We start from the raw sequence: 22017 nt of genomic DNA, 5'->3' as shown, positions 1-22017 counted from the left end.
GCGGCAGGTGTCAAACATAGGTCGTGTGTTCAGATTGCAGTGCTGCCCAGAAACACAAACCCCGGCACCGGGCCGGGGTTTGTGATCAAGCATTACAACCTTACTTCAACGCGTTAATCGCGTCGTTCAGGGTCTTGCTTGGGCGCATGGCGTTGCTGGCCAGTTCCGGGGTAGGGAAGTAGTAGCCGCCGATGTCCAATGGCTTGCCCTGTACGCTGTTCAGCTCGGCGACGATGGTCGCTTCATTGTCAGCCAGGGTTTTTGCAAGCTCGGTGAACTTGGCTTGCAGCGCCGTATCTTCGGTCTGTGCCGCCAGGGCCTGAGCCCAGTAGGTGGCCAGGTAGAAGTGGCTGCCACGGTTGTCGATACCGCCGACCTTGCGCGATGGCGACTTGTTGTTGTCCAGGAACTGGCCGGTGGCCTTGTCCAGGGCGGTGGCAAGTACCAGCGCTTTCGGGTTGTCGTAGACGTTGCCCAAGTGCTCGAGAGACGCGGCCAGCGCCAGGAATTCACCCAGCGAATCCCAGCGCAGGAAGTTCTCTTCGTTCAGCTGTTGAACGTGCTTGGGCGCCGAACCGCCTGCGCCGGTTTCGAACAGACCACCGCCGCTCATCAGCGGCACGATGGACAGCATCTTGGCGCTGGTGCCCAGTTCCATGATCGGGAACAGGTCGGTCAGGTAGTCGCGCAGCACGTTGCCGGTCACCGAAATGGTGTCCTTGCCCGCGCGGATACGCTCCAACGAAACCTTCATCGCGTCGACGGGCGACTGGATGCTGATGTCCAGGCCTGCCGTGTCGTGATCCTTCAGGTAGTGCTCGACCTTCTTGATCATCGCCGCGTCGTGGGCGCGCTCAGGGTCCAGCCAGAAAATGGCCGGGGTGCCGCTCAGGCGCGAACGGTTGACGGCCAGTTTGACCCAGTCCTGAATCGGCGCGTCTTTGGTCTGGCACATGCGCCAGATGTCGCCGGCTTCAACGGTCTGCTCCATCAAGACCTGACCTTTGTCGTCGGTCACACGGACCACGCCATCGGTGTCGATCTGGAAGGTTTTGTTGTGCGAGCCGTACTCTTCGGCTTTCTGCGCCATCAGGCCAACGTTTGGCACGCTGCCCATGGTGGTCGGGTCGAAGGCGCCGTGTTGCTTGCAGTCTTCGATTACTGCCTGGTAAATGGTCGCGTAGCAACGATCCGGGATCACGGCCTTGGTGTCCTGCAGAACGCCGTCGTTGTTCCACATCTTGCCGGAATCACGAATCATCGCCGGCATCGAGGCGTCGACAATGACGTCGCTCGGCACGTGCAGGTTGGTGATGCCTTTGTCGGAGTTGACCATCGCCAGAGCAGGGCGGGTCGCGTAAACGGCTTTGACGTCCGCTTCGATCTGCGCTTGCTGGTCGGCCGGCAGGTCTTTGATGCGGGCGTACAGGTCGCCAATGCCGTTGTGCAGGTTGAAGCCGATTTCCTTCAGGACGTCAGCGTGCTTGCTCAGCGCTTCCTGATAGTACTCAGCGACGAACTCACCAAACATGATTGGGTCCGAGACCTTCATCATGGTGGCTTTCAAGTGCACGGAGAACAGCACGCCGAGCTTCTTGGCGTCTTCGATTTCACGGGCCACGAAAGCGCGCAGGGCTTTCTTGCTCATGACGGCGCAGTCGATGATCTCACCGGCCAGTACCGAGGTCTTGTCCTTCAGCACGGTGGTGCTGCCGTCTTTGCCGATCAGCTCGATCTTCACGGCGCCAGCGGCTTCGATCAGCGAGGATTTTTCGCTGCCGTAGAAGTCGCCGTTGTCCATGTGCGCCACGTGGGACTTGGAGTCCGCCGACCAGGCGCCCATCTTGTGCGGGTGCTTGCGCGCGTAGTTCTTGACGGAGAGCGGCGCTCGACGATCAGAGTTACCTTCACGCAGAACCGGGTTCACGGCGCTGCCTTTCACTTTGTCGTAGCCCGCCTGGGCAACCTTGTCGGCTTCGGTCACGACTTCATCCGGGTAGTTCGGGATGTCGTAGCCCTTGGCTTGCAGTTCCTTGATCGCGGCCTTCAGTTGTGGAACCGAGGCGCTGATGTTCGGCAGCTTGATGATGTTGGCTTCCGGCGTGGTCGCCAGTTGGCCCAGCTCTGCCAGATCGTCGGACACCTTCTTGTCACCCAGGCGCTCGGGAAAGCTGGCGAGGATGCGGGCTGCAAGCGAGATGTCGCGGGTTTCAACGGCGATGTCAGCGGAGGCGGTGAACGCTTCGATGATAGGCAGCAGTGAGTAGGTGGCGAGGGCTGGCGCTTCGTCAGTGAAGGTGTAGATGATCTTCGAGCGGTTGGACATATTCGGGATAACTCTCTTCTTTGCTGAGCGTACACAAAATTTCGAGATGCGCAGGGTAGGCACTTTCGCCCAAGGTATCGATGAGCCGAAAGTCGAGAATTTCGTCGCGTGATAGGGGGTGCATCAGTCGAGCGTCAAACGGTCGGACCCGGGTAGCGGTCTGGCCTGTCGAGGGCTGAAAGCCTGGTCTCAGGTGGTTCGGCCCCCAATGACCCAACGGTCACCGGCGCTGAGTATATCACTGCACCCGGCCATTACTACGGTACTCGTGTGACGGCTTTGCGGTGCCCGGGGCGGTCGCGCGGATTCAGGCAAGCGTCATGATTTCCCCGGAAAACCCTTCAGCCCTTGTACAGCGGGGCCTGCGGCAAGCTGTCGCAGTGGTCTGAAGGCGATGTACCTGGTTCGGTCGCTCAATGGATTTCGACTAAAGGCGCATCCCCATCACGGCAGCGTTTCTCACGGCTATATAGATGCACGTCCCGAAAGGGGAGCGGCACAAAAAAAAGCCGGTCAACCCTGAACGGATTGACCGGCTTTTCGAATCTCGCGCTTGAACGGTCCGGCTCAGGCGTGATTGTTACGCTATGCCCGCTGCTTCTCTTCCTGTCTCTGGTGTTGAGTGACGGCTTCATGGGCAGCAGCGGGGACCTGCGCAATGATCCCCACGGCGTGAAGACCTTTTGGACCCTGGATGATCTCGAACTGGACCGGCTGTCCGGCCTTCAGCGTTTTATAGCCGTCCATAGCGATCGCCGAGTAATGAGCGAACAGGTCTTCAGACTTGCCGTCTTCAACGATGAAGCCATACCCCTTGGCGTTGTTAAACCACTTGACCTTACCGCTTAGCATAGTCACATCCCTCTGCAAAGGACTCCGATGGGAGTATCATCACCTCTCATCCGCCGGACCTAAAAAATTTTGGTTGACTGCGCGGACCCTTTTTACCCAATGTGGGTTCTATTGTTTGTAACACCGATTGGCCGATAGTCAAGGTCAAGCGGCGGTCCAGTTGAAAACCGGTATCACCGCCACCACTTATTTCAATCACGTCCTCTGTGAACCTTCTTTACCATGCATGCATTCAGCAAGATTCGACTAACATTCAATCAGGATGACCCGCAGCCCCATGAGGACGATGCGTCGGGCATCGCTGTACAAGAAGCCAAGCCGACATTGCAGGTGCCGCCTATGTATAAGGTGGTTTTGTTCAATGATGACTACACCCCGATGGATTTCGTTGTCGAAGTGCTCGAGGTGTTTTTCAACCTGAATCGTGAGCTGGCGACCAAGGTCATGCTGGCCGTCCATACAGAGGGACGGGCCGTTTGCGGATTGTTTACCCGCGACATCGCCGAGACCAAGGCTATGCAGGTCAACCAGTACGCCAGGGAAAGCCAGCATCCGCTACTCTGTGAAATCGAGAAGGACGGTTAACCGCCGGACACTTGGGTATGAGGTGAAGCTATGTTAAACCGTGAGCTCGAAGTCACCCTCAATCTGGCTTTCAAGGAGGCCCGCTCGAAACGTCATGAGTTCATGACCGTCGAGCACCTCCTGCTGGCCTTATTGGACAATGAGGCTGCCGCCACCGTACTGCGTGCCTGCGGCGCAAACCTCGACAAACTCAAACACGACCTCCAGGAGTTCATCGACTCCACCACGCCGCTGATTCCCGTCCACGACGAGGATCGCGAGACCCAACCTACACTCGGCTTCCAGCGCGTTCTACAGCGTGCGGTTTTTCATGTGCAGAGTTCCGGCAAGCGGGAAGTCACGGGCGCAAACGTGCTGGTGGCCATTTTCAGCGAGCAGGAGAGCCAGGCAGTGTTCCTGCTCAAGCAGCAGAGCGTTGCCCGTATCGATGTCGTCAACTACATCGCCCACGGTATTTCGAAAGTGCCCGGGCATGGCGATCAATCTGAAGGTGAGCAAGATATGCAGGATGACGAGGGCGGTGAGTCTTCTTCCTCAGGCAATCCTCTGGATGCCTATGCGAGCAACCTGAATGAGCTGGCCCGTCAAGGCCGCATCGATCCGCTGGTAGGGCGCGAGATGGAAGTCGAGCGCGTCGCTCAGATTCTCGCGCGGCGTCGCAAGAACAACCCGCTGCTGGTGGGCGAGGCCGGGGTGGGTAAAACCGCCATTGCCGAAGGCCTGGCCAAACGCATCGTCGACAACCAGGTGCCGGATCTGCTTGCCAACAGCGTCGTCTACTCCCTCGACCTGGGTGCACTGCTGGCCGGTACCAAGTACCGTGGCGATTTCGAGAAGCGCTTCAAGGCGTTGCTCGGCGAGTTGAAGAAACGTCCCCACGCTATTTTGTTCATCGACGAAATCCACACCATCATTGGTGCGGGCGCTGCGTCAGGTGGCGTGATGGACGCTTCCAACCTGCTCAAGCCGCTGCTGTCTTCGGGTGATATCCGTTGCATCGGCTCGACCACGTTCCAGGAATTCCGCGGCATCTTCGAGAAAGACCGTGCGCTGGCCCGCCGCTTCCAGAAAGTCGACGTGTCCGAGCCCTCCGTCGAAGACACCATCGGCATTCTGCGTGGCCTGAAAGGTCGTTTCGAACAGCATCACAATATCGAATACAGCGACGAAGCCCTGCGTGCCGCTGCCGAGCTGGCATCGCGCTACATCAATGATCGTCATATGCCCGACAAGGCCATTGACGTGATTGACGAGGCCGGCGCCTATCAGCGGCTGCAACCGGTGGAAATGCGCGTCAAGCGCATTGAAGTGCCACAGGTCGAAGACATCGTGGCGAAGATCGCGCGGATTCCGCCAAAACACGTCAATAGCTCCGACAAGGAGTTGCTGCGTAACCTGGAACGCGACCTGAAGCTGACCGTGTTCGGTCAGGATGCCGCCATCGACTCGCTGTCCACTGCGATCAAGCTGTCCCGTGCCGGCCTCAAGTCGCCGGACAAGCCTGTCGGCTCGTTCCTGTTCGCCGGTCCGACCGGTGTCGGCAAGACCGAGGCTGCGCGTCAGTTGGCCAAGGCGCTGGGTATCGAGCTGGTGCGTTTCGACATGTCCGAGTACATGGAGCGTCACACCGTATCGCGTCTGATCGGTGCGCCGCCGGGCTATGTCGGTTTTGATCAGGGCGGCCTGCTCACTGAAGCCGTCACCAAGCAACCGCATTGCGTGCTGCTGCTCGATGAAATCGAGAAGGCGCACCCGGAAGTCTTCAACCTGCTGCTGCAGGTGATGGACCACGGGACGCTGACCGACAACAACGGGCGCAAGGCGGACTTCCGCAATGTGATCGTGATCATGACCACCAACGCCGGTGCCGAAACGGCGGCGCGGGCCTCGATCGGTTTCACCCATCAGGATCACTCTTCTGATGCGATGGAAGTGATCAAGAAGAGCTTCACGCCGGAATTCCGCAACCGTCTGGACACCATCATTCAATTCGGTCGCCTCAGCCATGAGGTTATCAAGAGCGTGGTGGACAAGTTCCTTACCGAGCTTCAGGCGCAGCTGGAAGACAAGCGCGTACTGCTGGAAGTGACCGAAGCGGCGAGAGGTTATCTGGCCGAAGGTGGTTACGACGCGGCGATGGGCGCCCGTCCGATGGCACGACTGATCCAGGACAAGATCAAGCGTCCGCTGGCCGAGGAAATCCTCTTTGGCGAGTTGTCCGAGCATGGCGGTGTGGTACACATCGACTTCAAGGACGGCGAGATCACGTTCGATTACGAGACCACGGCTGAAATGGCCTGAGGTTTTGGCTATCGCAATAAACCTCAAAGGCGCCGAAAGGCGCCTTTTTTTGTGTCTGGCTGGCTCGGGACTAAACCCGCGCACACAAAAACGCCCGGCATGTGCCGGGCGTTTTTGTTAAGACCTGTTAGCGGGCGCGGTAAGTGATGCGACCTTTGCTCAAGTCGTAGGGCGTCAGCTCAACGCGGACCTTGTCGCCGGTAAGAATGCGGATGTAGTTCTTGCGCATCTTGCCGGAGATGTGCGCGGTTACGACGTGCCCATTTTCCAACTCCACACGGAACATGGTGTTGGGCAGGGTGTCGACGACAGTGCCTTCCATTTCGAAGCTGTCTTCTTTCGACATGCAGTAAAGCCCTCGGTATCCAATGAATGGCCCGGTGCAAACGGCAGCCAGGCAAAAGCGGGCTGCATTGTGCCCGAAAACTGAGGTTTAAGCCAAGGGCTTCAGTAAAGAGTGACCCATCTTTGATTGGTGAGCAGTTCGATGGGGCGATATTGGGTCTTGTAATTCATCTTTTTGCAGTTCTTTATCCAGTAGCCGAGGTATACCGCATGCAATTGCATGCGTGCGGCTTCGGCGATCTGCCAGAGAATCGCGTACCGCCCAAGGCTGCGGCGCTCCTCCGATGGCTCGTAGAAGGTGTAAACGGCAGAAAGACCATTGGGCAGCAGGTCGGTGACGGCCACGGCGAGCAGTCGGCCTTCCAGACGGAATTCGTAAAAACGCGAAAACGGCAGGTCCCGGACCAGGAAGGTGGAAAACTGGTCGCGGCTCGGCGGAAACATATCCCCATCGGCATGGCGCTGTTCGATGTAGCGCTGATACAGATCGAAGTACTCCTCACTGAAATGCGGCTTGGTGCTCGTCACTTCGAGATCGGCGTTCCTTTTGAAAATACGTTTTTGCTGACGATCGGGCACGAACAGTCCCACAGGAATGCGCGCAGGCACACAGGCGCTGCAGTTCTGGCAGTGCGGACGGTAAAGATGATCGCCACTGCGGCGAAACCCCATGTCCGAGAGATCGGCATAGACCTGGACATCCATTGGCTGGCTGGGGTCGAGAAACAGCGTAGTGGCTTGTTCCTCGGGCAGGTAGCTACAGGAGTGGGGTTGAGTGGCATAGAACTTCAGCCGCGCCAGCTCGGTCATGATCAACCCTCGAGAAAAACTGTAGACATGAGTGTATGCCAGGCCAATCAAACTCGCCTAGGTGACCAATCGGCTGAATGGCTCCCGTCGAGGTGTTTGTGCAGATAGTCGGCGAAGGTCTGGCGCGCAATCGAGCGCGCGCCAAGGCTTAGCAGGTGCTGGGTAGGCATCTGGCAATCAATGAGAACAAAACCCGATTCTTTCAGGTATTCGACCAACGTTGCGAAACCGACCTTGGAAGCGTTGTCGGCGCGGCTGAACATCGATTCGCCGAAGAACAGATGGCCCATTGCCAATCCGTACAGGCCGCCCACCAGCGCGTCGCCGTCCCAGACTTCGACGCTGTGGGCGAAGCCGCGGGCGTGCAGTTCAATGTAGGCTGCCTGCATGGAGCCGGTGATCCACGTGCCGTCGGCGTAGGCCCGGGGTTCGGCGCACGCTTGAATGACCGCCGCGAAATCCTGGTCGAAGGTGACCCGATAACGCCCCTGACGCAGCAACTTGCCCAGGCTGCGGGATACATGCAGCTCTTCCGGAAACAGCACGGTGCGCGGGTCCGGCGACCACCAGAGAATAGGCTGGCCCTGCTGATACCACGGAAAGCAGCCATGCCGGTACGCAGCGATCAGGCGATCAGCCGACAAATCGCCGCCGCCGGCCAGCAGTCCGTTGGGCTCGCGCATGGCTTTTTCCAGCGGAGGGAAATCGAAGGTGTCGCGTTGTAACCAGGTCAGCATGGCATCCAGACTTTACGAGAGGGGAGGGGAGTCAACGCGGTGTGCAACTCCGTAGTGCAAATGCGGTCACAAGCCGCTTGATCGCGCCTGGAAACTGGAGCAGTTGGCTTTTTCATCCAGACATGGCCTTTTGATAGTTCAAGCGAGTCGCAAAAACCCGTCATAAGCCTTTGTCGGCAAAGAAAATGCGTGCTCAAATTGTCAGCGGCCGGCGAAGCTTGAACATCTGCAAGCACCGCGCCAGACTAACGTAGCGCGCGGCGTGCAAATCCGTACAATGCCGATGTTGTTTAACCTCATTTCAAGTCACCTGTCGAGCGTGCGTTATCGCAGGCGCGGTTTTCCCTGTTGCCAGGATGCTCTTCTGGCCGATGTTCGGGAAAGCCACTGCCATTTCGCCCAGGCAGTCGTACACAGTCAATCATCAGATGTTCGCGCTTGCGCGCAGGAATTGAAGCGTTTTGAAGAAATCCACCATGGCACCCACCCCCGTTCCGCTCTGGCGGCAGCACCTGCACTACCGGCTCAAGGAAGGTGCACTGATCGCGTTCGGCGCGCTGTGTCTGTATCTGATCATGGCGCTGTTGACCTACGATCAGGCCGATCCGGGCTGGAGCCACACAAGCAGCTCGAGCAATTCGGCGCAGATCCAGAACGCCGCAGGCTTCGCCGGTGCTTATTCTGCCGACATCCTGTTTATGATCCTCGGCTACTTCGCCTACATCTTCCCGTTGCTGCTGGGCGTCAAGGCCTATCAGGTGTTCCGCCAGCGCCATGAGCCATGGCAATGGAGCGGCTGGCTGTTTTCCTGGCGCATGATCGGGCTGGTGTTTCTCGTGCTGGCGGGCGCTTCGCTGGCGCACTTGCACTTTCATTCGGCGTCGGGCCTGCCGGGTTCGGCCGGTGGCGTGCTGGGCGAAGTGCTGGGCGATCTGGCCAAGCGTGCGCTGAATGTTCAGGGCAGCACGCTGCTGTTCATCGCCTTGTTTCTGTTCGGCCTGACCGTGTTCACCGATCTGTCCTGGTTCAAGGTGATGGACAACACCGGCAAGATCACCCTGGATCTGATCGAACTCTTCACCGGCTCCCTCAACCGCTGGTGGGCCGCCCGCAATGAGCGCAAGCAGATGGTGGCTCAGTTGCGTGAAGTCGACATGCGTGTCGACGAAGTGGTCGCGCCGGTGGCCCCGGATCGACGTGAGCAGGCCAAAGCCAAGGAGCGCCTGATCGAGCGCGAGCAGGCGCTGACTGAGCACATGGTCGCCCGTGAGAAGCACGTGCCCGCGGTCATCGCCCCGGCACCGCCACGCGCGCCTGAGCCGAGCAAGCGCGTGCAGAAAGAGAAGCAGGCGCCGTTGTTCGTCGACAGCGCCGTGGAAGGCACCTTGCCACCCATCTCGATCCTCGATCCGGCTGAGAAAAAGCAGCTCAACTATTCGCCTGAATCCCTGGCGGCGGTGGGGCATCTGCTGGAGATCAAGCTCAAGGAATTCGGCGTCGAAGTCACCGTGGACTCGATTCATCCAGGGCCGGTGATCACCCGCTACGAAATCCAGCCGGCTGCCGGCGTGAAAGTCAGCCGCATTTCAAACCTTGCGAAAGACCTCGCACGCTCCCTGGCAGTGACCAGCGTCCGTGTGGTCGAGGTCATTCCCGGCAAGACCACCGTCGGTATCGAAATTCCCAACGAAGATCGCCAGATCGTGCGCTTCTCCGAGGTCCTGTCGACGCCGGAATACGACGACGCGAAATCGCCGGTCACCCTGGCGCTGGGTCACGACATTGGCGGCAAACCGGTCATCACCGACCTCGCCAAGATGCCGCACCTGCTGGTCGCCGGTACCACCGGTTCCGGTAAGTCGGTGGGCGTGAACGCCATGATCCTGTCGATCCTGTTCAAGTCCGGCCCGGAAGACGCCAAGCTGATCATGATCGACCCGAAAATGCTCGAGCTGTCGATCTACGAAGGCATCCCGCATTTGCTGTGTCCGGTGGTGACCGACATGAAGGACGCCGCCAACGCCTTGCGCTGGTCGGTGGCTGAAATGGAACGCCGCTACAAACTGATGGCCAAGATGGGCGTGCGTAACCTGTCGGGCTTCAACCAGAAGGTGCGTGAAGCGGAGGAGGCCGGCACGCCGCTGTCCGATCCGCTGTACCACCGCGAAAGCATTCACGACGAAGCGCCGCTGCTGACCAAGCTGCCGACCATCGTTGTGGTGGTCGACGAATTCGCGGACATGATGATGATCGTCGGCAAGAAGGTCGAAGAACTCATCGCCCGTATCGCCCAGAAGGCCCGTGCGGCAGGTATCCACCTGATTCTCGCGACCCAGCGACCGTCGGTGGACGTGATCACCGGTCTGATCAAGGCCAACATCCCGACGCGCATGGCGTTCCAGGTGTCGAGCAAGATCGACTCCCGGACCATCATCGACCAGGGTGGCGCCGAACAACTGCTCGGTCACGGCGACATGCTCTACATGCCGCCGGGCACCAGCCTGCCGATTCGTGTGCACGGCGCGTTCGTCTCGGACGAAGAAGTTCACCGCGTGGTTGAGGCGTGGAAGCTGCGGGGTACGCCGAACTACAACGACGACATCCTGGCCGGCGTTGAAGAGCCGGGCAGCGGCTTCGACGGTGGCGGTGGCGGCGGTGATGGCGAAGACAGCGAAAGCGATGCGCTGTACGACGAAGCGGTCAAGTTCGTGCTGGAAAGCCGTCGCGCGTCGATCTCTGCGGTACAGCGCAAGCTGAAGATTGGCTACAACCGCGCCGCGCGGATGATCGAAACCATGGAAAACGCCGGCGTCGTAACACCCATGAACACCAACGGCTCGCGCGAAGTGATTGCGCCAGCCCCTGTGCGTGACTGACACTTCCCGGTCACGCGTTACCGGGCGTCGCCATCGCGACGGCGCCCGGCTTCAACCACACTCAAAGAGGAATCCCATGCGTCTTATCCGCATGCTGTTGGTATCTGCACTGGCTTTTTCTGCTGTCTCGGCCCACGCCGACAGCAAGGACGTGGCACGCCTGACCCAACTGCTGGAAAACTCGAAAACCCTGAGCGGGCGCTTCTCCCAGCTCACCCTCGACGGTGGCGGCACGCAGTTGCAGGAAACCTCCGGTCAAATGACTTTGCAGCGCCCGGGCCTGTTCTACTGGCACACCGACGCGCCGCAAGAGCAACTGATGGTGTCCGATGGCAAGAAGGTTTCCCTGTGGGACCCTGACCTGGAGCAGGTCACCATCAAGACCCTCGACCAGCGCCTGACCCAGACCCCGGCGCTGCTGCTGTCCGGCGACGTGTCGAAAATCAGCGAGAGCTTCGACATCAGTGCCAAGGAGGCGGGCGGCGTGATCGACTTCGTGCTCAAGCCCAAGTCTCGGGACACCCTGTTCGACAGCCTGCGCCTGTCCTTTCGCAACGGCATGATCAACGACATGCAACTGATCGACAGTGTCGGCCAGCGCACCAATATCCTGTTCACCGGCGTCAAGGCCAACGAGCCTGTCGCCGCGAGCAAATTCCAGTTCCAGATCCCGAAGGGCGCTGACGTCATTCAGGAATAAAAGGGGTTCGCCTGTTTCATGGACCTGTTCAGCACTGAACCGATCGCGCAACCGTTGGCCGCGCGCCTGCGAGCGACCAATCTGGACGAGTACGTTGGCCAGCAGCACCTGCTCGCCCACGGCAAGCCACTGCGTGAAGCGCTGGAGCAGGGTGCGCTGCATTCGATGATTTTCTGGGGGCCGCCCGGCGTGGGCAAAACCACGCTGGCGCGGTTGCTGGCGAAAGTCTCCGACGCGCATTTTGAAACGGTGTCGGCGGTGCTGGCGGGGGTCAAAGAGATCCGCCAGGCGGTGGAGGTCGCCAAGCAGCAGGCGGGTCAGTACGGCCGCCGCACCATTCTGTTCGTCGACGAAGTGCACCGTTTCAACAAGTCCCAGCAGGATGCGTTTCTGCCCTACGTGGAAGACGGCACGCTGATCTTCATAGGCGCCACCACCGAAAACCCTTCTTTCGAACTCAACAACGCGCTGTTGTCTCGCGCCCGGGTCTATGTGCTCAAGAGCCTGGACGAAGGGGCGCTGCGCCAGTTGGTCAACCGCGCGCTGAACGAAGAACGCGGGCTGGGCAATCGCCATCTGACCTTGGGCGACGAGGCGTTCAAGACGCTTCTGGCTGCAGCGGATGGCGACGGCCGGCGGATGCTCAATCTGCTGGAGAACGCCTCGGACCTGGCGGAAGACGGCAGCGAAATCGATCCCGAGTTGCTGCAAAGCCTGCTCGGTGACAGTCGCCGTCGCTTCGACAAGGGCGGCGAAGCGTTCTACGACCAGATTTCCGCGCTGCACAAGTCCATTCGCGGCTCCAACCCCGACGCCGCGCTGTACTGGTTCGCGCGAATGATCGACGGTGGCTGTGATCCGTTGTATCTGGCGCGGCGCGTGGTGCGCATGGCCAGCGAAGACATCGGTAACGCCGATCCGCGCGCCTTGCCGCTGTGCATGTCGGCGTGGGATGTGCAGGAACGCCTCGGCAGCCCGGAAGGCGAGTTGGCCGTCGCCCAGGCCATCGTGTATCTGGCTTGCGCGCCGAAGAGCAACGCCGTGTACATGGGTTTCAAAATGGCCATGCGCGAAGCCACCGAGCACGGTTCGCTGGAAGTGCCTTTGCACCTGCGCAACGCGCCGACCAAGCTGATGAAACAGCTCGGCTACGGCGAAGAGTACCGCTACGCCCATGATGAGCCGGATGCCTACGCGGCGGGTGAAGACTACTTCCCCGACGAGCTTGAACCGCGTCAGTATTACCAGCCGGTCCCCCGCGGCCTTGAGCTGAAGATCGGCGAAAAACTCAAACACCTGTCGGCGCTCGACCGCGCCAGCCCTCGTCAACGGAGAAAATAGTGATTCAGTTGATTCTTGCCGTGTCCGCCGGTGGCGTCGCTGGTACATTACTGCGTTTCGCCACGGCTAACGTCGTGGCCGCGAACTGGCCGCGCTACTTCTACACAGCAACGCTGGCGGTGAATCTGGTCGGGTGCCTGCTGATCGGTCTGCTCTACGGGCTGTTTCTGATTCGCCCGGAAGTCCCGATCGAGTTGCGCGCCGGATTGATGGTGGGATTCCTCGGTGGTTTGACGACGTTTTCGTCTTTCTCACTGGACACGATTCGTCTGCTTGAAAGCGGCCAGGCTCCTCTGGCCATTGGCTACGCCCTCATCAGCGTACTGGGCGGGCTGCTCGCAACGTGGGCTGGCCTGTCTTTGACCCGAATTTAATATACGAGAGACCGATATGCTCGACTCCAAACTGTTACGTACCCAACTTCAGGACGTAGCGGATCGCCTGGCTTCCCGTGGCTTCACACTGGACGTGGCCCGCATCGAAGCGCTGGAAGCCCAGCGCAAGACGGTGCAGACCCGCACCGAACAGCTTCAGGCCGAGCGTAACGCCCGTTCCAAATCCATCGGTCAGGCCAAGCAGCGCGGCGAAGACATCGCGCCGCTGATGGCTGACATCGATCGCATGGCCGAAGAGCTGAGCACCGGCAAGAAAGAACTGGACGCCATTCAGTCCGAGCTCGATGCCATGGCCCTGAGCATGCCGAACCTGCCCCACGAATCGGTGCCGGTGGGCGCTGACGAAGAACAAAACGTCGAAGTGCGTACCTGGGGCACACCGGCTTCATTCGACTTCGCGGTTCAGGATCATGTCGCCCTGGGCGAGAAGTTCGGCTGGCTGGACTTCGAAACCGCCGCCAAGCTGTCCGGGGCCCGTTTCGCGTTGTTGCGTGGCCCGATTGCGCGCCTGCACCGTGCGTTGGCGCAGTTCATGATCACGCTGCACATCAATGAGCATGGTTACGAAGAGACCTACACGCCGTATCTGGTCCAGGCGCCCGCATTGCAGGGCACCGGCCAGCTACCGAAATTCGAAGAAGACCTGTTCAAGATCTCCCGCGAAGGCGAGGCCGATCTGTACCTGATCCCGACCGCCGAAGTGTCGCTGACCAACATCGTCTCCGGCGAAATCATCGACGCCAAGCAGCTGCCGCTGAAGTTCGTCGCCCACACCCCGTGCTTCCGCAGCGAAGCCGGCGCGTCGGGTCGCGATACCCGCGGCATGATCCGTCAGCACCAGTTCGACAAGGTCGAGATGGTGCAGATCGTCGAGCCGGAAAAATCCATGGAAGCGCTGGAGAGCCTGACCGGTCACGCCGAACGCGTTCTGCAACTGCTCGAATTGCCGTACCGCGTACTGGCGTTGTGCACAGGCGACATGGGTTTCAGTGCGGTGAAAACCTACGATCTGGAAGTGTGGATTCCGAGCCAGGACAAATACCGTGAAATCTCGTCGTGCTCCAACTGCGGCGACTTCCAGGCGCGTCGTATGCAGGCGCGCTGGCGCAACCCGGAAACCGGCAAGCCGGAACTGGTTCACACGCTGAACGGTTCGGGCCTCGCGGTGGGTCGCACGCTGGTGGCGGTACTGGAAAACTACCAGCAGGCCGACGGCTCGATCCGCGTGCCGGACGTTCTCAAGCCATGGATGGGCGGCATCGAGGTCATCGGCTAAATGGAATTTCTGCCACTGTTCCATAACCTTCGGGGCGCTCGGGTGCTGGTGGTCGGCGGCGGCGAGATTGCCTTGCGCAAGTCTCGCCTGCTGGCTGATTCCGGTGCGGTGCTGCGCGTGGTTGCTCCCGAGATCGGGGCGGAAGTGCGCGAGCTGATCGAGCGCAGCGGTGGCGAGCAGATTCTGCGTGGCTACACCGAGTCGGACCTCAACGGCTGCGTGCTGATTATCGCCGCCACCGACGATGAGCCGCTCAATGCGCAGGTGTCAGCCGATGCCCGCCAGCGCGGTGTGCCGGTCAACGTGGTGGATGCGCCTGCGCTGTGCAGCGTGATCTTCCCGGCGATTGTCGACCGGTCGCCGCTGGTGATCGCGGTGTCCAGCGGTGGCGATGCGCCGGTGCTGGCGCGTCTGATCCGCGCCAAGCTGGAAACCTGGATTCCGCCTACCTACGGGCATCTGGCCGGTCTGGCCGCGCGCTTTCGTCATCAGGTGAAAGGGCTGTTTCCCAACGTTCAGCAGCGTCGGGCGTTCTGGGAGGATGTATTCCAGGGGCCCATCGCTGATCGGCAGCTGGCCGGACAGGGCGCCGAAGCCGAGAGGTTGCTGCGAGCGAAGATCGACGGCGAGGCGCCGCCCACGACCGGTGAGGTGTACCTGGTGGGCGCCGGGCCGGGTGATCCTGACTTGCTGACCTTTCGCGCACTGCGTCTGATGCAGCAGGCGGACGTGGTGCTTTACGACCGCCTGGTAGCGCCGGCGATCCTGGACTTGTGCCGCCGCGACGCTGACCGGGTCTACGTCGGCAAGCAGCGCGCCGACCACGCCTTGCCCCAGGATCAGATCAACCAGCAGTTGGTGAATCTGGCCAAGCAGGGCAAACGCGTGGTGCGCCTCAAGGGCGGCGATCCGTTCATCTTCGGCCGTGGCGGCGAAGAAATCGAAGAGCTGGCCGCCCATGGCATTCCGTTCCAGGTCGTGCCGGGTATCACCGCGGCCAGTGGTTGCGCGGCCTACGCCGGTATTCCGCTGACCCATCGCGATCACGCGCAGTCCGTGCGTTTCGTGACCGGCCACCTGAAGAACGGCTCTACCGACCTGCCGTGGAAGGATCTGGTGTCGCCATCGCAGACGTTGGTGCTCTACATGGGCCTGATCGGGCTGCCGGTTATTTGCGAGCAGTTGATCCGGCACGGCCGGTCGGCCGACACCCCAGCGGCGTTGATTCAGCAGGGCACCACGGTCAACCAGCGCGTCTTCACCGGCACGCTGGCCAATCTGCCGCAATTGGTGGCCGAGCACGAAGTCCATGCGCCGACCCTGGTGATTGTGGGCGAAGTGGTGAAGTTGCGGGAGAAACTGGCATGGTTCGAAGGGGCTCAGGCGAGCGTCTGATTCCACCGCAGTCTTTCAAAGTTTATGCGGTGGAGAGGCAGGCGGGGTTTCAGTGTTAACTGAAACCCTTCAGCCGTTCTGCAAGATCCCTTTTCCGTTCAAACGCCCCCGATCATGCTCGCCGCTGAAGTCCTGCTGCGGCCCTTTTGGCACGATACCGGTCGGGTTGATGGTGGCGTGGCTCCCGTAGTAGTGATGCTTGATGTGCACGAAGTCCACCGTCTCGGCAACACCCGGCAGCTGATACATCTCGCGCACCCAGTTGCTCAGGTTCGGGTAGTCGGCAATGCGTCGCAGGTTGCACTTGAAGTGCCCGTGGTACACCGCGTCAAAGCGAATCAGCGTGGTGAACAGGCGCACGTCCGCTTCAGTCAGGTACTCGCCCACCAGATAGCGTTTCTCGCTGAGCAGCGTTTCCAGCGCATCCAGCTCGGCGAACACCTCATCGAAAGCCTCTCCGTACGCACCTTGCGACGTCGCGAATCCGGCGCGATAGACGCCGTTGTTCACGGCCGGGTAAATCCGGTCGTTCAGCCGGTCGATCTCGTTGCGAAGCGGCTCTGGATAGAGATCCAGGTGATTGCCGGTCAGTTCGTCGAACGCCGAATTGAACATCCGGATGATTTCCGACGACTCATTGCTGACGATGCGATTCAGCTGCTTGTCCCACAGCACCGGTACCGTAACCCGACCGGTGTAATCGGCGGTGTCGGCGAGGTAGCGCTCGTACATAAAGGTATGGCCATCCAGCGCATCGCCGGTAGAACCGGTCTGCTTGTCGAATGTCCAGCCGTTCTCGCGCATCAGCCAACTGACCACCGAGACGTCGATCAGGCTTTCCAGACCCTTGAGCTTGCGCACGATCAACGTGCGATGGGCCCACGGGCAGGCCAGGGAAACGTACAAATGGTAGCGGCCGGCCTCCGCCTTGAAGCCGCCTTCACCGGACGGGCCGGGGCTGCCATCAGCAGTCACCCAGTTCCGGCGCTTGGCTTGCTCGCGCTGAAACGCGCCGTCTTTGCTGCTTTCGTACCACTGGTCTTGCCAGCGTCCTTCAACGAGAAGGCCCATGCCTGACTCCAAATTGAGCTGTACCGAAGTACGTTGGAGATCAGTCTAAAGGCAATCGTTCGAACGAATGGCGCAAAGACTGGGGAGTAGCTATCGGCTAAATCGATCTGTTCCGGTTTGCCCAATACTGCTCCGCCTGGGCGAAGGCTTCAGCCCGCGGCATCCCGAGGCCCCGCAGTGCCAGCGCCATGGTTGCGATCAGCGCCAGCTGCGGGTAGCTGTCCTCGATATCGCCTTTCCAGATCGCGACCAGATGCAGCGGGTCGAGGGTGGCAGGCTTCACATGGCGACGGTCCGACAACGCTGGCCATTCCTCATCCCACGGCTGGCCATCGGTGGTGCCGTACAAATGGCTGATGGTGTCGGGATTGATCTCGACCTCACCACCGTCGCCCTTGATCACGATGGCGTGGTCGCCGAGCAGGCTGCTGGCGTCGCGGTGCACGCCCTGATAGCCAGGATGGAAAATACTCTGGAGCCCGCACCGCGCGCCCAGTGGGTTGAGGATGCGCGCCAGCGAATGGATCGGCGAGCGCAGCCCCAGCGTGTTGCGCAGATCGATCATGCGCTGAAGCTGCGGCGCCCAGTCGCCGAGGGGGAAGAACGCAATGTTCTGCTGCTCCAGCGCTTCACCCACCGCTTGCCAGTTGCGACACAGCGGAATCCCCAACAGGTTCAGCAACTGCTCGCTGTACAACCGGCCGGCGGTATGGGCGCCGCCGCCGTGCATTAATACGTGCACGCCGTTCTGCGCCAGGCACTTGGCGGCCAGCAGGTACCACGGCAGGTGACGCTTCTTGCCGGCGTAGGTCGGCCAGTCGATATCGACCGTCAGTTCCGGCGCATGCAGACGCTCGCGCACCGCTTCGGTGAAGCCTGCGAGCTCATCCGGGCTCTCTTCCTTGTGCCGCAGCAGCATCAGGAAAGCGCCGAGCTGGGTGTCTTCGACTTTTTCATCGAGCACCATGCCCATGGCTTCCCGGGCTTCGGCGCGGGTCATGTTGCGCGCACCACGCTTGCCCTTGCCGAGAATACGAACGAAGGGCGCGAAGGGATGCTCGGCAGGGGTTTCGGTGACGAGGGGGGTGAAGTCAGTCATAGGCAATTGGTCGGCTTGGGCAGGCCCGCCAGCTTGGCGGCAAGTTTGGCGGGAGTGCCGTTGAACAGACGATTCAGGTGCAAGCTGTTGCCTTTGTCGGCGCCCAGTTTCAGCGCGGTGTACTTGACCAGCGGCCGTGTGGCCGGGGACAGCTGAAATTCTGCATAGAACGCGCGCAGCAATTCGAGAACTTCCCAATGCTCCGGCGTCAGGGCGATGTCTGCCTCAAGGGCCAAGGCTTCAGCGACCTCGCTGGACCAGTCGTGCAGGTCCTCTAGATAGCCGTCTTTGTCCAGCTGAATATCGCGCCCGTCGACGATGAGCTGTTTCATAGCCAGGTGTTGACCTTGTCGTAGTGCACCGAGAGCGTCACGAAGCCGGCATAGTCGACGCCTTGTGCCCAGTCAGGCAGCGCGATGTGTCGAGCGGTGGCGTCTTCATCGAGCACGAACACCTTCAGGCTGCCGGTTTTCGCGTTCAGCGACTGGGCTGCAGCGGTGTCTGCGCGCAACGCATAGGTTGCGTCGCCGCAGAGCAGGATCGCGTCTTCGCTTCCTAGCACGCGCAGGCAACTGCTCAGGCGCGAGTCGGTGAAAGGGGAATGAGAGAGTACGTGCAGGGTAGCCATCAGATCGTAATCACTTGGTCGTAACGGTCAATGAGCGCGGCGATTTGCGGGTCATCCAGCACCTGGAGCGGTTCGACGCTTAACCCGGTTGGCGGCATCCCGCGCTGATTCAGGCTGGTGCGGCAGACGAACAAGTCTTCCACGCCGAACATCGACAACGCCTGCAGGTTGGCGCTCAGGTCTTTCTGCTGCACCTGGCTGGCGTTCTGCGCCGCGGCCAACTGAAGCACACCGTCGTCCATGAACAGCATGGCGACCGGCAGATCGAACGCGCCGCCGGCCAGGGCAATGTCCAATGCCTCGCGCGCGTCCGGACCCGACCAGGGCGCCTGACGGCTGATGATCAATAACGACTTCGCCACGTTACGGCCCTCCAAAACAGATCAAGCGATCGGCCGTCTGTACTGCCTCGTGCAGCTGACCCAGCCCCGACAATTCCCAGGGTGCCGACAGGTTCGCCGCAGGTCGCGAATAACGCTCCGCCTCTTCAGCATTCAACACCCCCCGGCGCAGGGCGGCTGCGATGCAGACCACGCCATCAAGCTTGTGGGTGCTGACGAAATCGCGCCATTGCGCGGCGGTATCCGACTCGTCCTGGGGCGACACCACATTGCCGGACGCGCTGTGCACGCCGTCCTGATAAAAGAACAGGCGCACGATTTCATGGCCCTGCGCCAACACAGCTTTAGCGAACAGCAATGCACGCCGGGAGGAGGGCGCGTGGGCGGGCGAATGCAGGGCAATGGCGAACTTCATGGGCGGCTCGGTCGGGCGCTGACAGGGAACATGGGCGCAATGATAAAGAATTCACGAACGCCGGACAGCAAAAAGCCCGCAGAAGCGGGCTTTTTGTTGAAGCGGGCACACTGATCAGTCTTTGCTGCCCATGATGCCGAAGATCTGCAACAGGCTGATGAACAGGTTGTAGATCGATACATACAGGCTGATGGTCGCCATGATGTAGTTGCGTTCACCGCCGTGGATGATCGCGCTGGTCTGGAACAGAATGCAGACCGACGAGAACAGCACGAAGCCGGCGCTGATCGCCAGTTGCAGGCCGCTGATCTGGAAGAACATGCTGGCTACTACGGCCCCGAGCAACACGAAAAAGCCTGCGGTGATGAAGCCGCCGAGGAAGCTCATGTCCTTGCGCGTGATCAGCACATAGGCCGACAGACCACCGAAGACCAGGGCCGTCATCGCGAACGCGGAGGCAACGACTTCAGCGCCGCCCTGCATGCCGATGTAGCGGTTGAGAATCGGGCCGAGGATGAACCCCATGAAGCCCGTCAGCGCGAACGCCGAGACCAGACCCCACGCCGAATCGCGCAATTTGTTGGTGAGGAAAAACAGACCGTAGAAGCCGATCAGCACAACGAAGACGTTCGGGTAACCGAAGTTCATCTGTTGGGAGACGAACGCCATGACGCCGCTGAAGGCGAGGGTGAGGGCCAGAAGGCCGTAAGTGTTGCGCAGGACGCGGCTAACCTCTAGCTGCTCGACCTGCACGCGGTTGTTGACTGCGTAATCCTGTTCGCGCATGGCGCTACTCCTGGTGGTGAAAACGAAGGGTTTGAAACCTCAAGTTGCAAAGATCATAACAGAGGCGAGGCAGCGCGCTAGCCGGAGAGTTTGACAGCTTGTTTCATTACGGTATTATGGCGCCCGCAAAGCGACGGAGGGGTGAAAAACCTTCGACGCCAAATGCTTCGGGGAATTGGCAGAGTGGTTGAATGCACCGGTCTTGAAAACCGGCGAACGTTAATAGCGTTTCTAGGGTTCGAATCCCTAGTTCCCCGCCAAACACAGTAAAAAGCCCTGCATATGCGGGGCTTTTTTCGTTTTCGGGGTCTGGTTTTCGATGGGCTGCACTTGATCTTCATCTTTCGGATCATCCTGCCCGGCTTGCGTGAGCATTAGCAAAGGCTAATCATGTGGCTGATAGCAGACCGTAATTTACTGTATGCTAACCGGAAGCGATGATGGGACATGGACATTAACAAGCTTAGAGCCGACGCCCTGAAAGCCCTGATGGCCGGGGCCTCCCAGAAAGATTTCGCCAATAGGCACGGCCTCGATGCGTCGTATCTGTCCCAGATTCTTAACGGGCACAGAAATCTCGGCGAGAAAGCTGCTGCGAATTTGGAAGAGAAGATCGGCCTTCCTTCGGGAAGCTTGGTCAGCCCTGCTGCGTCCGAGACTTCCGCGACATCAGTGAAGGCCGGGCTTTCGGCACTGGAACAGCTCAAACAGTCTCTCGCCAAGGTGAAAGGCTTTTCAAATGAGGCGCGGGACCGGATTGTGGCGGCGGCTGCCGACCCGGATGACCAGAGCACAGACGTGCTTCCGGCCAATTACGCCGCCCTTCGTCCTACCCATGAAGAGATTGTCATTCGCCAGTACGACATACGTGCAGCGATGGGTCACGGACAAGTGCCGCCTGATTACAATGAGGTAGTGCGCAACTTGGTTGTCAGAGAGGAGATTCTTCGCGAGAAAGGTGTGACCTACACCTCGAAGACAGCTCTGGCCATGATCAGTGGCTGGGGTCAGAGCATGGAAGGAACCATCAACGATAAAGACTTGGTGATCGTCGACAAAGGCGTGCAGGACTTCATCGGTGAGGGCATCTACGTACTGACTTGGCACCAAGAGCTGTACATCAAGCGCGTGATGCGACTGGACGAAGAGAATTACAGGCTTATTTCAGACAATCAGCATTATGAGAACCAGACGGCAAGGATCGACGACGTGACGATCCATGCTAAGGTTTTATTGATCTGGAACGCAAGAAAGGCCTAGTTGCGCTGGCCGATCTGGCCGACTAGTGGCCGGCACAGGCGGTTTTTTGAAGGTGCAGACGCCCGCGAATCAAGCGGGCTTTTTTGTGCACTCAGAAAGGCGCGGCTTCCTCCAGTGCTTCGAATTCGTCCCGCACTTGGACGCGGGGATCGTCATCTGACGGCGCTTCCCACTTCAGCGTGACCGAACTGTCTTCATCGTTGAAAACCATCTCTATCCCATCCACTTCCGCAATAGCCCCCATCACTTCGTCCCACTCTCGCTCGCCGTCGGTCTCCAGCTTATGGATCGTGACCCACATCTGATCCTGGGCGATCGGGTGGTTGATCATGCCCGCCACCCTTAGGTTCAGGCGCTCCAGGCCGGACATGGGCTCGCGCTCTTGAGACTTTTTCTTCTCTGGTAGGGACATCAGTTTCTCCTTGATTACTGTATATGCGTACAGTTCTCGTAAGCATAACGGCAGTCAGCTGTTTGC

General features: G+C 60.0%; 22 protein-coding genes and 1 tRNA gene. 10 read left to right on the top strand and 13 right to left on the bottom strand.

The features are described 5' to 3' along the window. Positions 1 to 100: 100 nt before the first annotated feature. Together SLW74_RS24535 and cspD are read right to left on the bottom strand one after the other, a co-directional pair. Complete coding sequence (locus SLW74_RS24535) at positions 101 to 2326, bottom strand: NADP-dependent isocitrate dehydrogenase (protein WP_065989144.1); 2226 nt, start codon at positions 2324 to 2326, stop codon at positions 101 to 103. Positions 2327 to 2911: 585 nt separating this feature from the next. Then, entirely contained in the window at positions 2912 to 3178 is a 267-nt protein-coding gene (cspD, locus tag SLW74_RS24530; RefSeq protein WP_410930396.1) for a cold shock domain-containing protein CspD, read from the bottom strand. A 222-nt stretch (positions 3179 to 3400) separates the two neighbouring features. Between cspD and clpS the strand changes: the two genes are divergently transcribed. Together clpS and clpA are read left to right on the top strand one after the other, a co-directional pair. Beyond that, on the top strand, positions 3401 to 3763 hold the full coding sequence (gene clpS, locus SLW74_RS24525; protein WP_065989146.1) for an ATP-dependent Clp protease adapter ClpS: 363 nt from the start codon (positions 3401 to 3403) through the stop codon (positions 3761 to 3763). A 30-nt stretch (positions 3764 to 3793) separates the two neighbouring features. Continuing rightward, a complete protein-coding gene (gene clpA, locus SLW74_RS24520) occupies positions 3794 to 6064 on the top strand; it encodes an ATP-dependent Clp protease ATP-binding subunit ClpA (protein WP_065989148.1) in 2271 nt (756 codons plus the stop codon). Positions 6065 to 6191: 127 nt separating this feature from the next. On the opposite strand, the gene infA is transcribed toward clpA, so the two are convergent. From infA to aat, 3 genes are all read right to left on the bottom strand, one after another. Beyond that, a complete protein-coding gene (gene infA, locus SLW74_RS24515; protein WP_002553999.1) occupies positions 6192 to 6410 on the bottom strand; it encodes a translation initiation factor IF-1 in 219 nt (72 codons plus the stop codon). A 101-nt stretch (positions 6411 to 6511) separates the two neighbouring features. Next, complete coding sequence (locus tag SLW74_RS24510; protein WP_065989154.1) at positions 6512 to 7219, bottom strand: arginyltransferase; 708 nt, start codon at positions 7217 to 7219, stop codon at positions 6512 to 6514. Positions 7220 to 7266: 47 nt separating this feature from the next. Beyond that, positions 7267 to 7956 carry a leucyl/phenylalanyl-tRNA--protein transferase gene (aat, locus tag SLW74_RS24505; protein WP_410930395.1) on the bottom strand — a complete coding sequence of 230 codons (690 nt, stop codon included), beginning with the start codon at positions 7954 to 7956 and terminating at the stop codon, positions 7267 to 7269. A gap of 476 nt (positions 7957 to 8432) precedes the next feature. Between aat and ftsK the strand changes: the two genes are divergently transcribed. The 6 genes from ftsK (at position 8433) to cysG (ending at position 15939) form a co-directional block, all read left to right on the top strand. Further along, the gene (gene ftsK, locus SLW74_RS24500; protein ID WP_410930394.1) at positions 8433 to 10832 is read left to right on the top strand and encodes a DNA translocase FtsK; all 2400 of its coding nucleotides are present in this window, start codon (positions 8433 to 8435) and stop codon (positions 10830 to 10832) included. 76 nt (positions 10833 to 10908) lie between these two features. Next, positions 10909 to 11532, top strand: coding sequence for an outer membrane lipoprotein chaperone LolA (gene lolA / locus SLW74_RS24495; RefSeq protein ID WP_065989159.1), 624 nt, complete (start codon positions 10909 to 10911; stop codon positions 11530 to 11532). Between the two features lie 18 nt (positions 11533 to 11550). Further along, positions 11551 to 12873 carry a replication-associated recombination protein A gene (locus tag SLW74_RS24490; RefSeq protein ID WP_065989161.1) on the top strand — a complete coding sequence of 441 codons (1323 nt, stop codon included), beginning with the start codon at positions 11551 to 11553 and terminating at the stop codon, positions 12871 to 12873. Continuing rightward, a complete protein-coding gene (gene crcB, locus SLW74_RS24485; RefSeq protein ID WP_065989163.1) occupies positions 12873 to 13247 on the top strand; it encodes a fluoride efflux transporter CrcB in 375 nt (124 codons plus the stop codon). Before SLW74_RS24490 ends, crcB begins: the two co-directional genes overlap by 1 nt. A gap of 16 nt (positions 13248 to 13263) precedes the next feature. Continuing rightward, positions 13264 to 14544 carry a serine--tRNA ligase gene (serS, locus tag SLW74_RS24480; protein WP_065989165.1) on the top strand — a complete coding sequence of 427 codons (1281 nt, stop codon included), beginning with the start codon at positions 13264 to 13266 and terminating at the stop codon, positions 14542 to 14544. Further along, on the top strand, positions 14545 to 15939 hold the full coding sequence (cysG, locus tag SLW74_RS24475) for a siroheme synthase CysG (RefSeq protein ID WP_410930393.1): 1395 nt from the start codon (positions 14545 to 14547) through the stop codon (positions 15937 to 15939). Between the two features lie 69 nt (positions 15940 to 16008). On the opposite strand, the gene SLW74_RS24470 is transcribed toward cysG, so the two are convergent. From SLW74_RS24470 to SLW74_RS24440, 7 genes are all read right to left on the bottom strand, one after another. Then, entirely contained in the window at positions 16009 to 17010 is a 1002-nt protein-coding gene (locus tag SLW74_RS24470) for a glutathione S-transferase family protein (protein ID WP_410930392.1), read from the bottom strand. 97 nt (positions 17011 to 17107) lie between these two features. Next, the gene (locus SLW74_RS24465; RefSeq protein WP_410930391.1) at positions 17108 to 18109 is read right to left on the bottom strand and encodes a glycosyl transferase family protein; all 1002 of its coding nucleotides are present in this window, start codon (positions 18107 to 18109) and stop codon (positions 17108 to 17110) included. Further along, complete coding sequence (locus SLW74_RS24460) at positions 18106 to 18441, bottom strand: TusE/DsrC/DsvC family sulfur relay protein (protein ID WP_410930390.1); 336 nt, start codon at positions 18439 to 18441, stop codon at positions 18106 to 18108. The genes SLW74_RS24465 and SLW74_RS24460 overlap by 4 nt, the downstream gene beginning before the upstream one ends. Then, on the bottom strand, positions 18438 to 18737 hold the full coding sequence (gene tusB, locus SLW74_RS24455) for a sulfurtransferase complex subunit TusB (RefSeq protein WP_410930389.1): 300 nt from the start codon (positions 18735 to 18737) through the stop codon (positions 18438 to 18440). Before tusB ends, SLW74_RS24460 begins: the two co-directional genes overlap by 4 nt. After that, on the bottom strand, positions 18737 to 19099 hold the full coding sequence (tusC, locus tag SLW74_RS24450; RefSeq protein ID WP_410930388.1) for a sulfurtransferase complex subunit TusC: 363 nt from the start codon (positions 19097 to 19099) through the stop codon (positions 18737 to 18739). The genes tusB and tusC overlap by 1 nt, the downstream gene beginning before the upstream one ends. Position 19100: 1 nt before the next feature. After that, on the bottom strand, positions 19101 to 19493 hold the full coding sequence (tusD, locus tag SLW74_RS24445) for a sulfurtransferase complex subunit TusD (RefSeq protein WP_065989181.1): 393 nt from the start codon (positions 19491 to 19493) through the stop codon (positions 19101 to 19103). A gap of 114 nt (positions 19494 to 19607) precedes the next feature. Next, complete coding sequence (locus SLW74_RS24440; RefSeq protein WP_410930387.1) at positions 19608 to 20279, bottom strand: Bax inhibitor-1/YccA family protein; 672 nt, start codon at positions 20277 to 20279, stop codon at positions 19608 to 19610. 169 nt (positions 20280 to 20448) lie between these two features. On the opposite strand from SLW74_RS24440, the gene SLW74_RS24435 reads away from it, so the two are divergent. Then, a tRNA-Ser gene (locus SLW74_RS24435) sits at positions 20449 to 20539 on the top strand. Positions 20540 to 20726: 187 nt separating this feature from the next. After that, on the top strand, positions 20727 to 21539 hold the full coding sequence (locus tag SLW74_RS24430) for an XRE family transcriptional regulator (protein WP_141695182.1): 813 nt from the start codon (positions 20727 to 20729) through the stop codon (positions 21537 to 21539). 91 nt (positions 21540 to 21630) lie between these two features. On the opposite strand, the gene SLW74_RS24425 is transcribed toward SLW74_RS24430, so the two are convergent. Continuing rightward, complete coding sequence (locus SLW74_RS24425; protein WP_192134560.1) at positions 21631 to 21951, bottom strand: DUF1654 domain-containing protein; 321 nt, start codon at positions 21949 to 21951, stop codon at positions 21631 to 21633. Between the last annotated feature and the right edge of the window lie 66 nt (positions 21952 to 22017).

This window comes from Pseudomonas sp. W5-36 (genome assembly GCF_046540455.1).
Lineage (GTDB): Bacteria > Pseudomonadota > Gammaproteobacteria > Pseudomonadales > Pseudomonadaceae > Aquipseudomonas > Aquipseudomonas graminis_B.
This window is presented reverse-complemented; position numbering and strand designations above follow the sequence as displayed.

Bases quoted from the DNA above. Each gene is read 5' to 3' on its own strand.
- SLW74_RS24490 (WP_065989161.1), top strand. From the start codon at position 11,551: ATGGACCTGTTCAGCACTGAACCGATCGCGCAACCGTTGGCCGCGCGC.
- SLW74_RS24465 (WP_410930391.1), bottom strand. From the start codon at position 18,109: ATGACTGACTTCACCCCCCTCGTCACCGAAACCCCTGCCGAGCATCCC.
- cspD (WP_410930396.1), bottom strand. From the start codon at position 3,178: ATGCTAAGCGGTAAGGTCAAGTGGTTTAACAACGCCAAGGGGTATGGC.
- aat (WP_410930395.1), bottom strand. From the start codon at position 7,956: ATGCTGACCTGGTTACAACGCGACACCTTCGATTTCCCTCCGCTGGAA.
- SLW74_RS24440 (WP_410930387.1), bottom strand. From the start codon at position 20,279: ATGCGCGAACAGGATTACGCAGTCAACAACCGCGTGCAGGTCGAGCAG.
- clpS (WP_065989146.1), top strand. From the start codon at position 3,401: ATGCATGCATTCAGCAAGATTCGACTAACATTCAATCAGGATGACCCG.
- serS (WP_065989165.1), top strand. From the start codon at position 13,264: ATGCTCGACTCCAAACTGTTACGTACCCAACTTCAGGACGTAGCGGAT.
- lolA (WP_065989159.1), top strand. From the start codon at position 10,909: ATGCGTCTTATCCGCATGCTGTTGGTATCTGCACTGGCTTTTTCTGCT.
- cysG (WP_410930393.1), top strand. From the start codon at position 14,545: ATGGAATTTCTGCCACTGTTCCATAACCTTCGGGGCGCTCGGGTGCTG.
- tusB (WP_410930389.1), bottom strand. From the start codon at position 18,737: ATGGCTACCCTGCACGTACTCTCTCATTCCCCTTTCACCGACTCGCGC.
- SLW74_RS24510 (WP_065989154.1), bottom strand. From the start codon at position 7,219: ATGACCGAGCTGGCGCGGCTGAAGTTCTATGCCACTCAACCCCACTCC.
- tusD (WP_065989181.1), bottom strand. From the start codon at position 19,493: ATGAAGTTCGCCATTGCCCTGCATTCGCCCGCCCACGCGCCCTCCTCC.
- SLW74_RS24430 (WP_141695182.1), top strand. From the start codon at position 20,727: ATGGACATTAACAAGCTTAGAGCCGACGCCCTGAAAGCCCTGATGGCC.
- SLW74_RS24460 (WP_410930390.1), bottom strand. From the start codon at position 18,441: ATGAAACAGCTCATCGTCGACGGGCGCGATATTCAGCTGGACAAAGAC.
- ftsK (WP_410930394.1), top strand. From the start codon at position 8,433: ATGGCACCCACCCCCGTTCCGCTCTGGCGGCAGCACCTGCACTACCGG.
- SLW74_RS24425 (WP_192134560.1), bottom strand. From the start codon at position 21,951: ATGTCCCTACCAGAGAAGAAAAAGTCTCAAGAGCGCGAGCCCATGTCC.
- clpA (WP_065989148.1), top strand. From the start codon at position 3,794: ATGTTAAACCGTGAGCTCGAAGTCACCCTCAATCTGGCTTTCAAGGAG.
- SLW74_RS24535 (WP_065989144.1), bottom strand. From the start codon at position 2,326: ATGTCCAACCGCTCGAAGATCATCTACACCTTCACTGACGAAGCGCCA.
- SLW74_RS24470 (WP_410930392.1), bottom strand. From the start codon at position 17,010: ATGGGCCTTCTCGTTGAAGGACGCTGGCAAGACCAGTGGTACGAAAGC.
- infA (WP_002553999.1), bottom strand. From the start codon at position 6,410: ATGTCGAAAGAAGACAGCTTCGAAATGGAAGGCACTGTCGTCGACACC.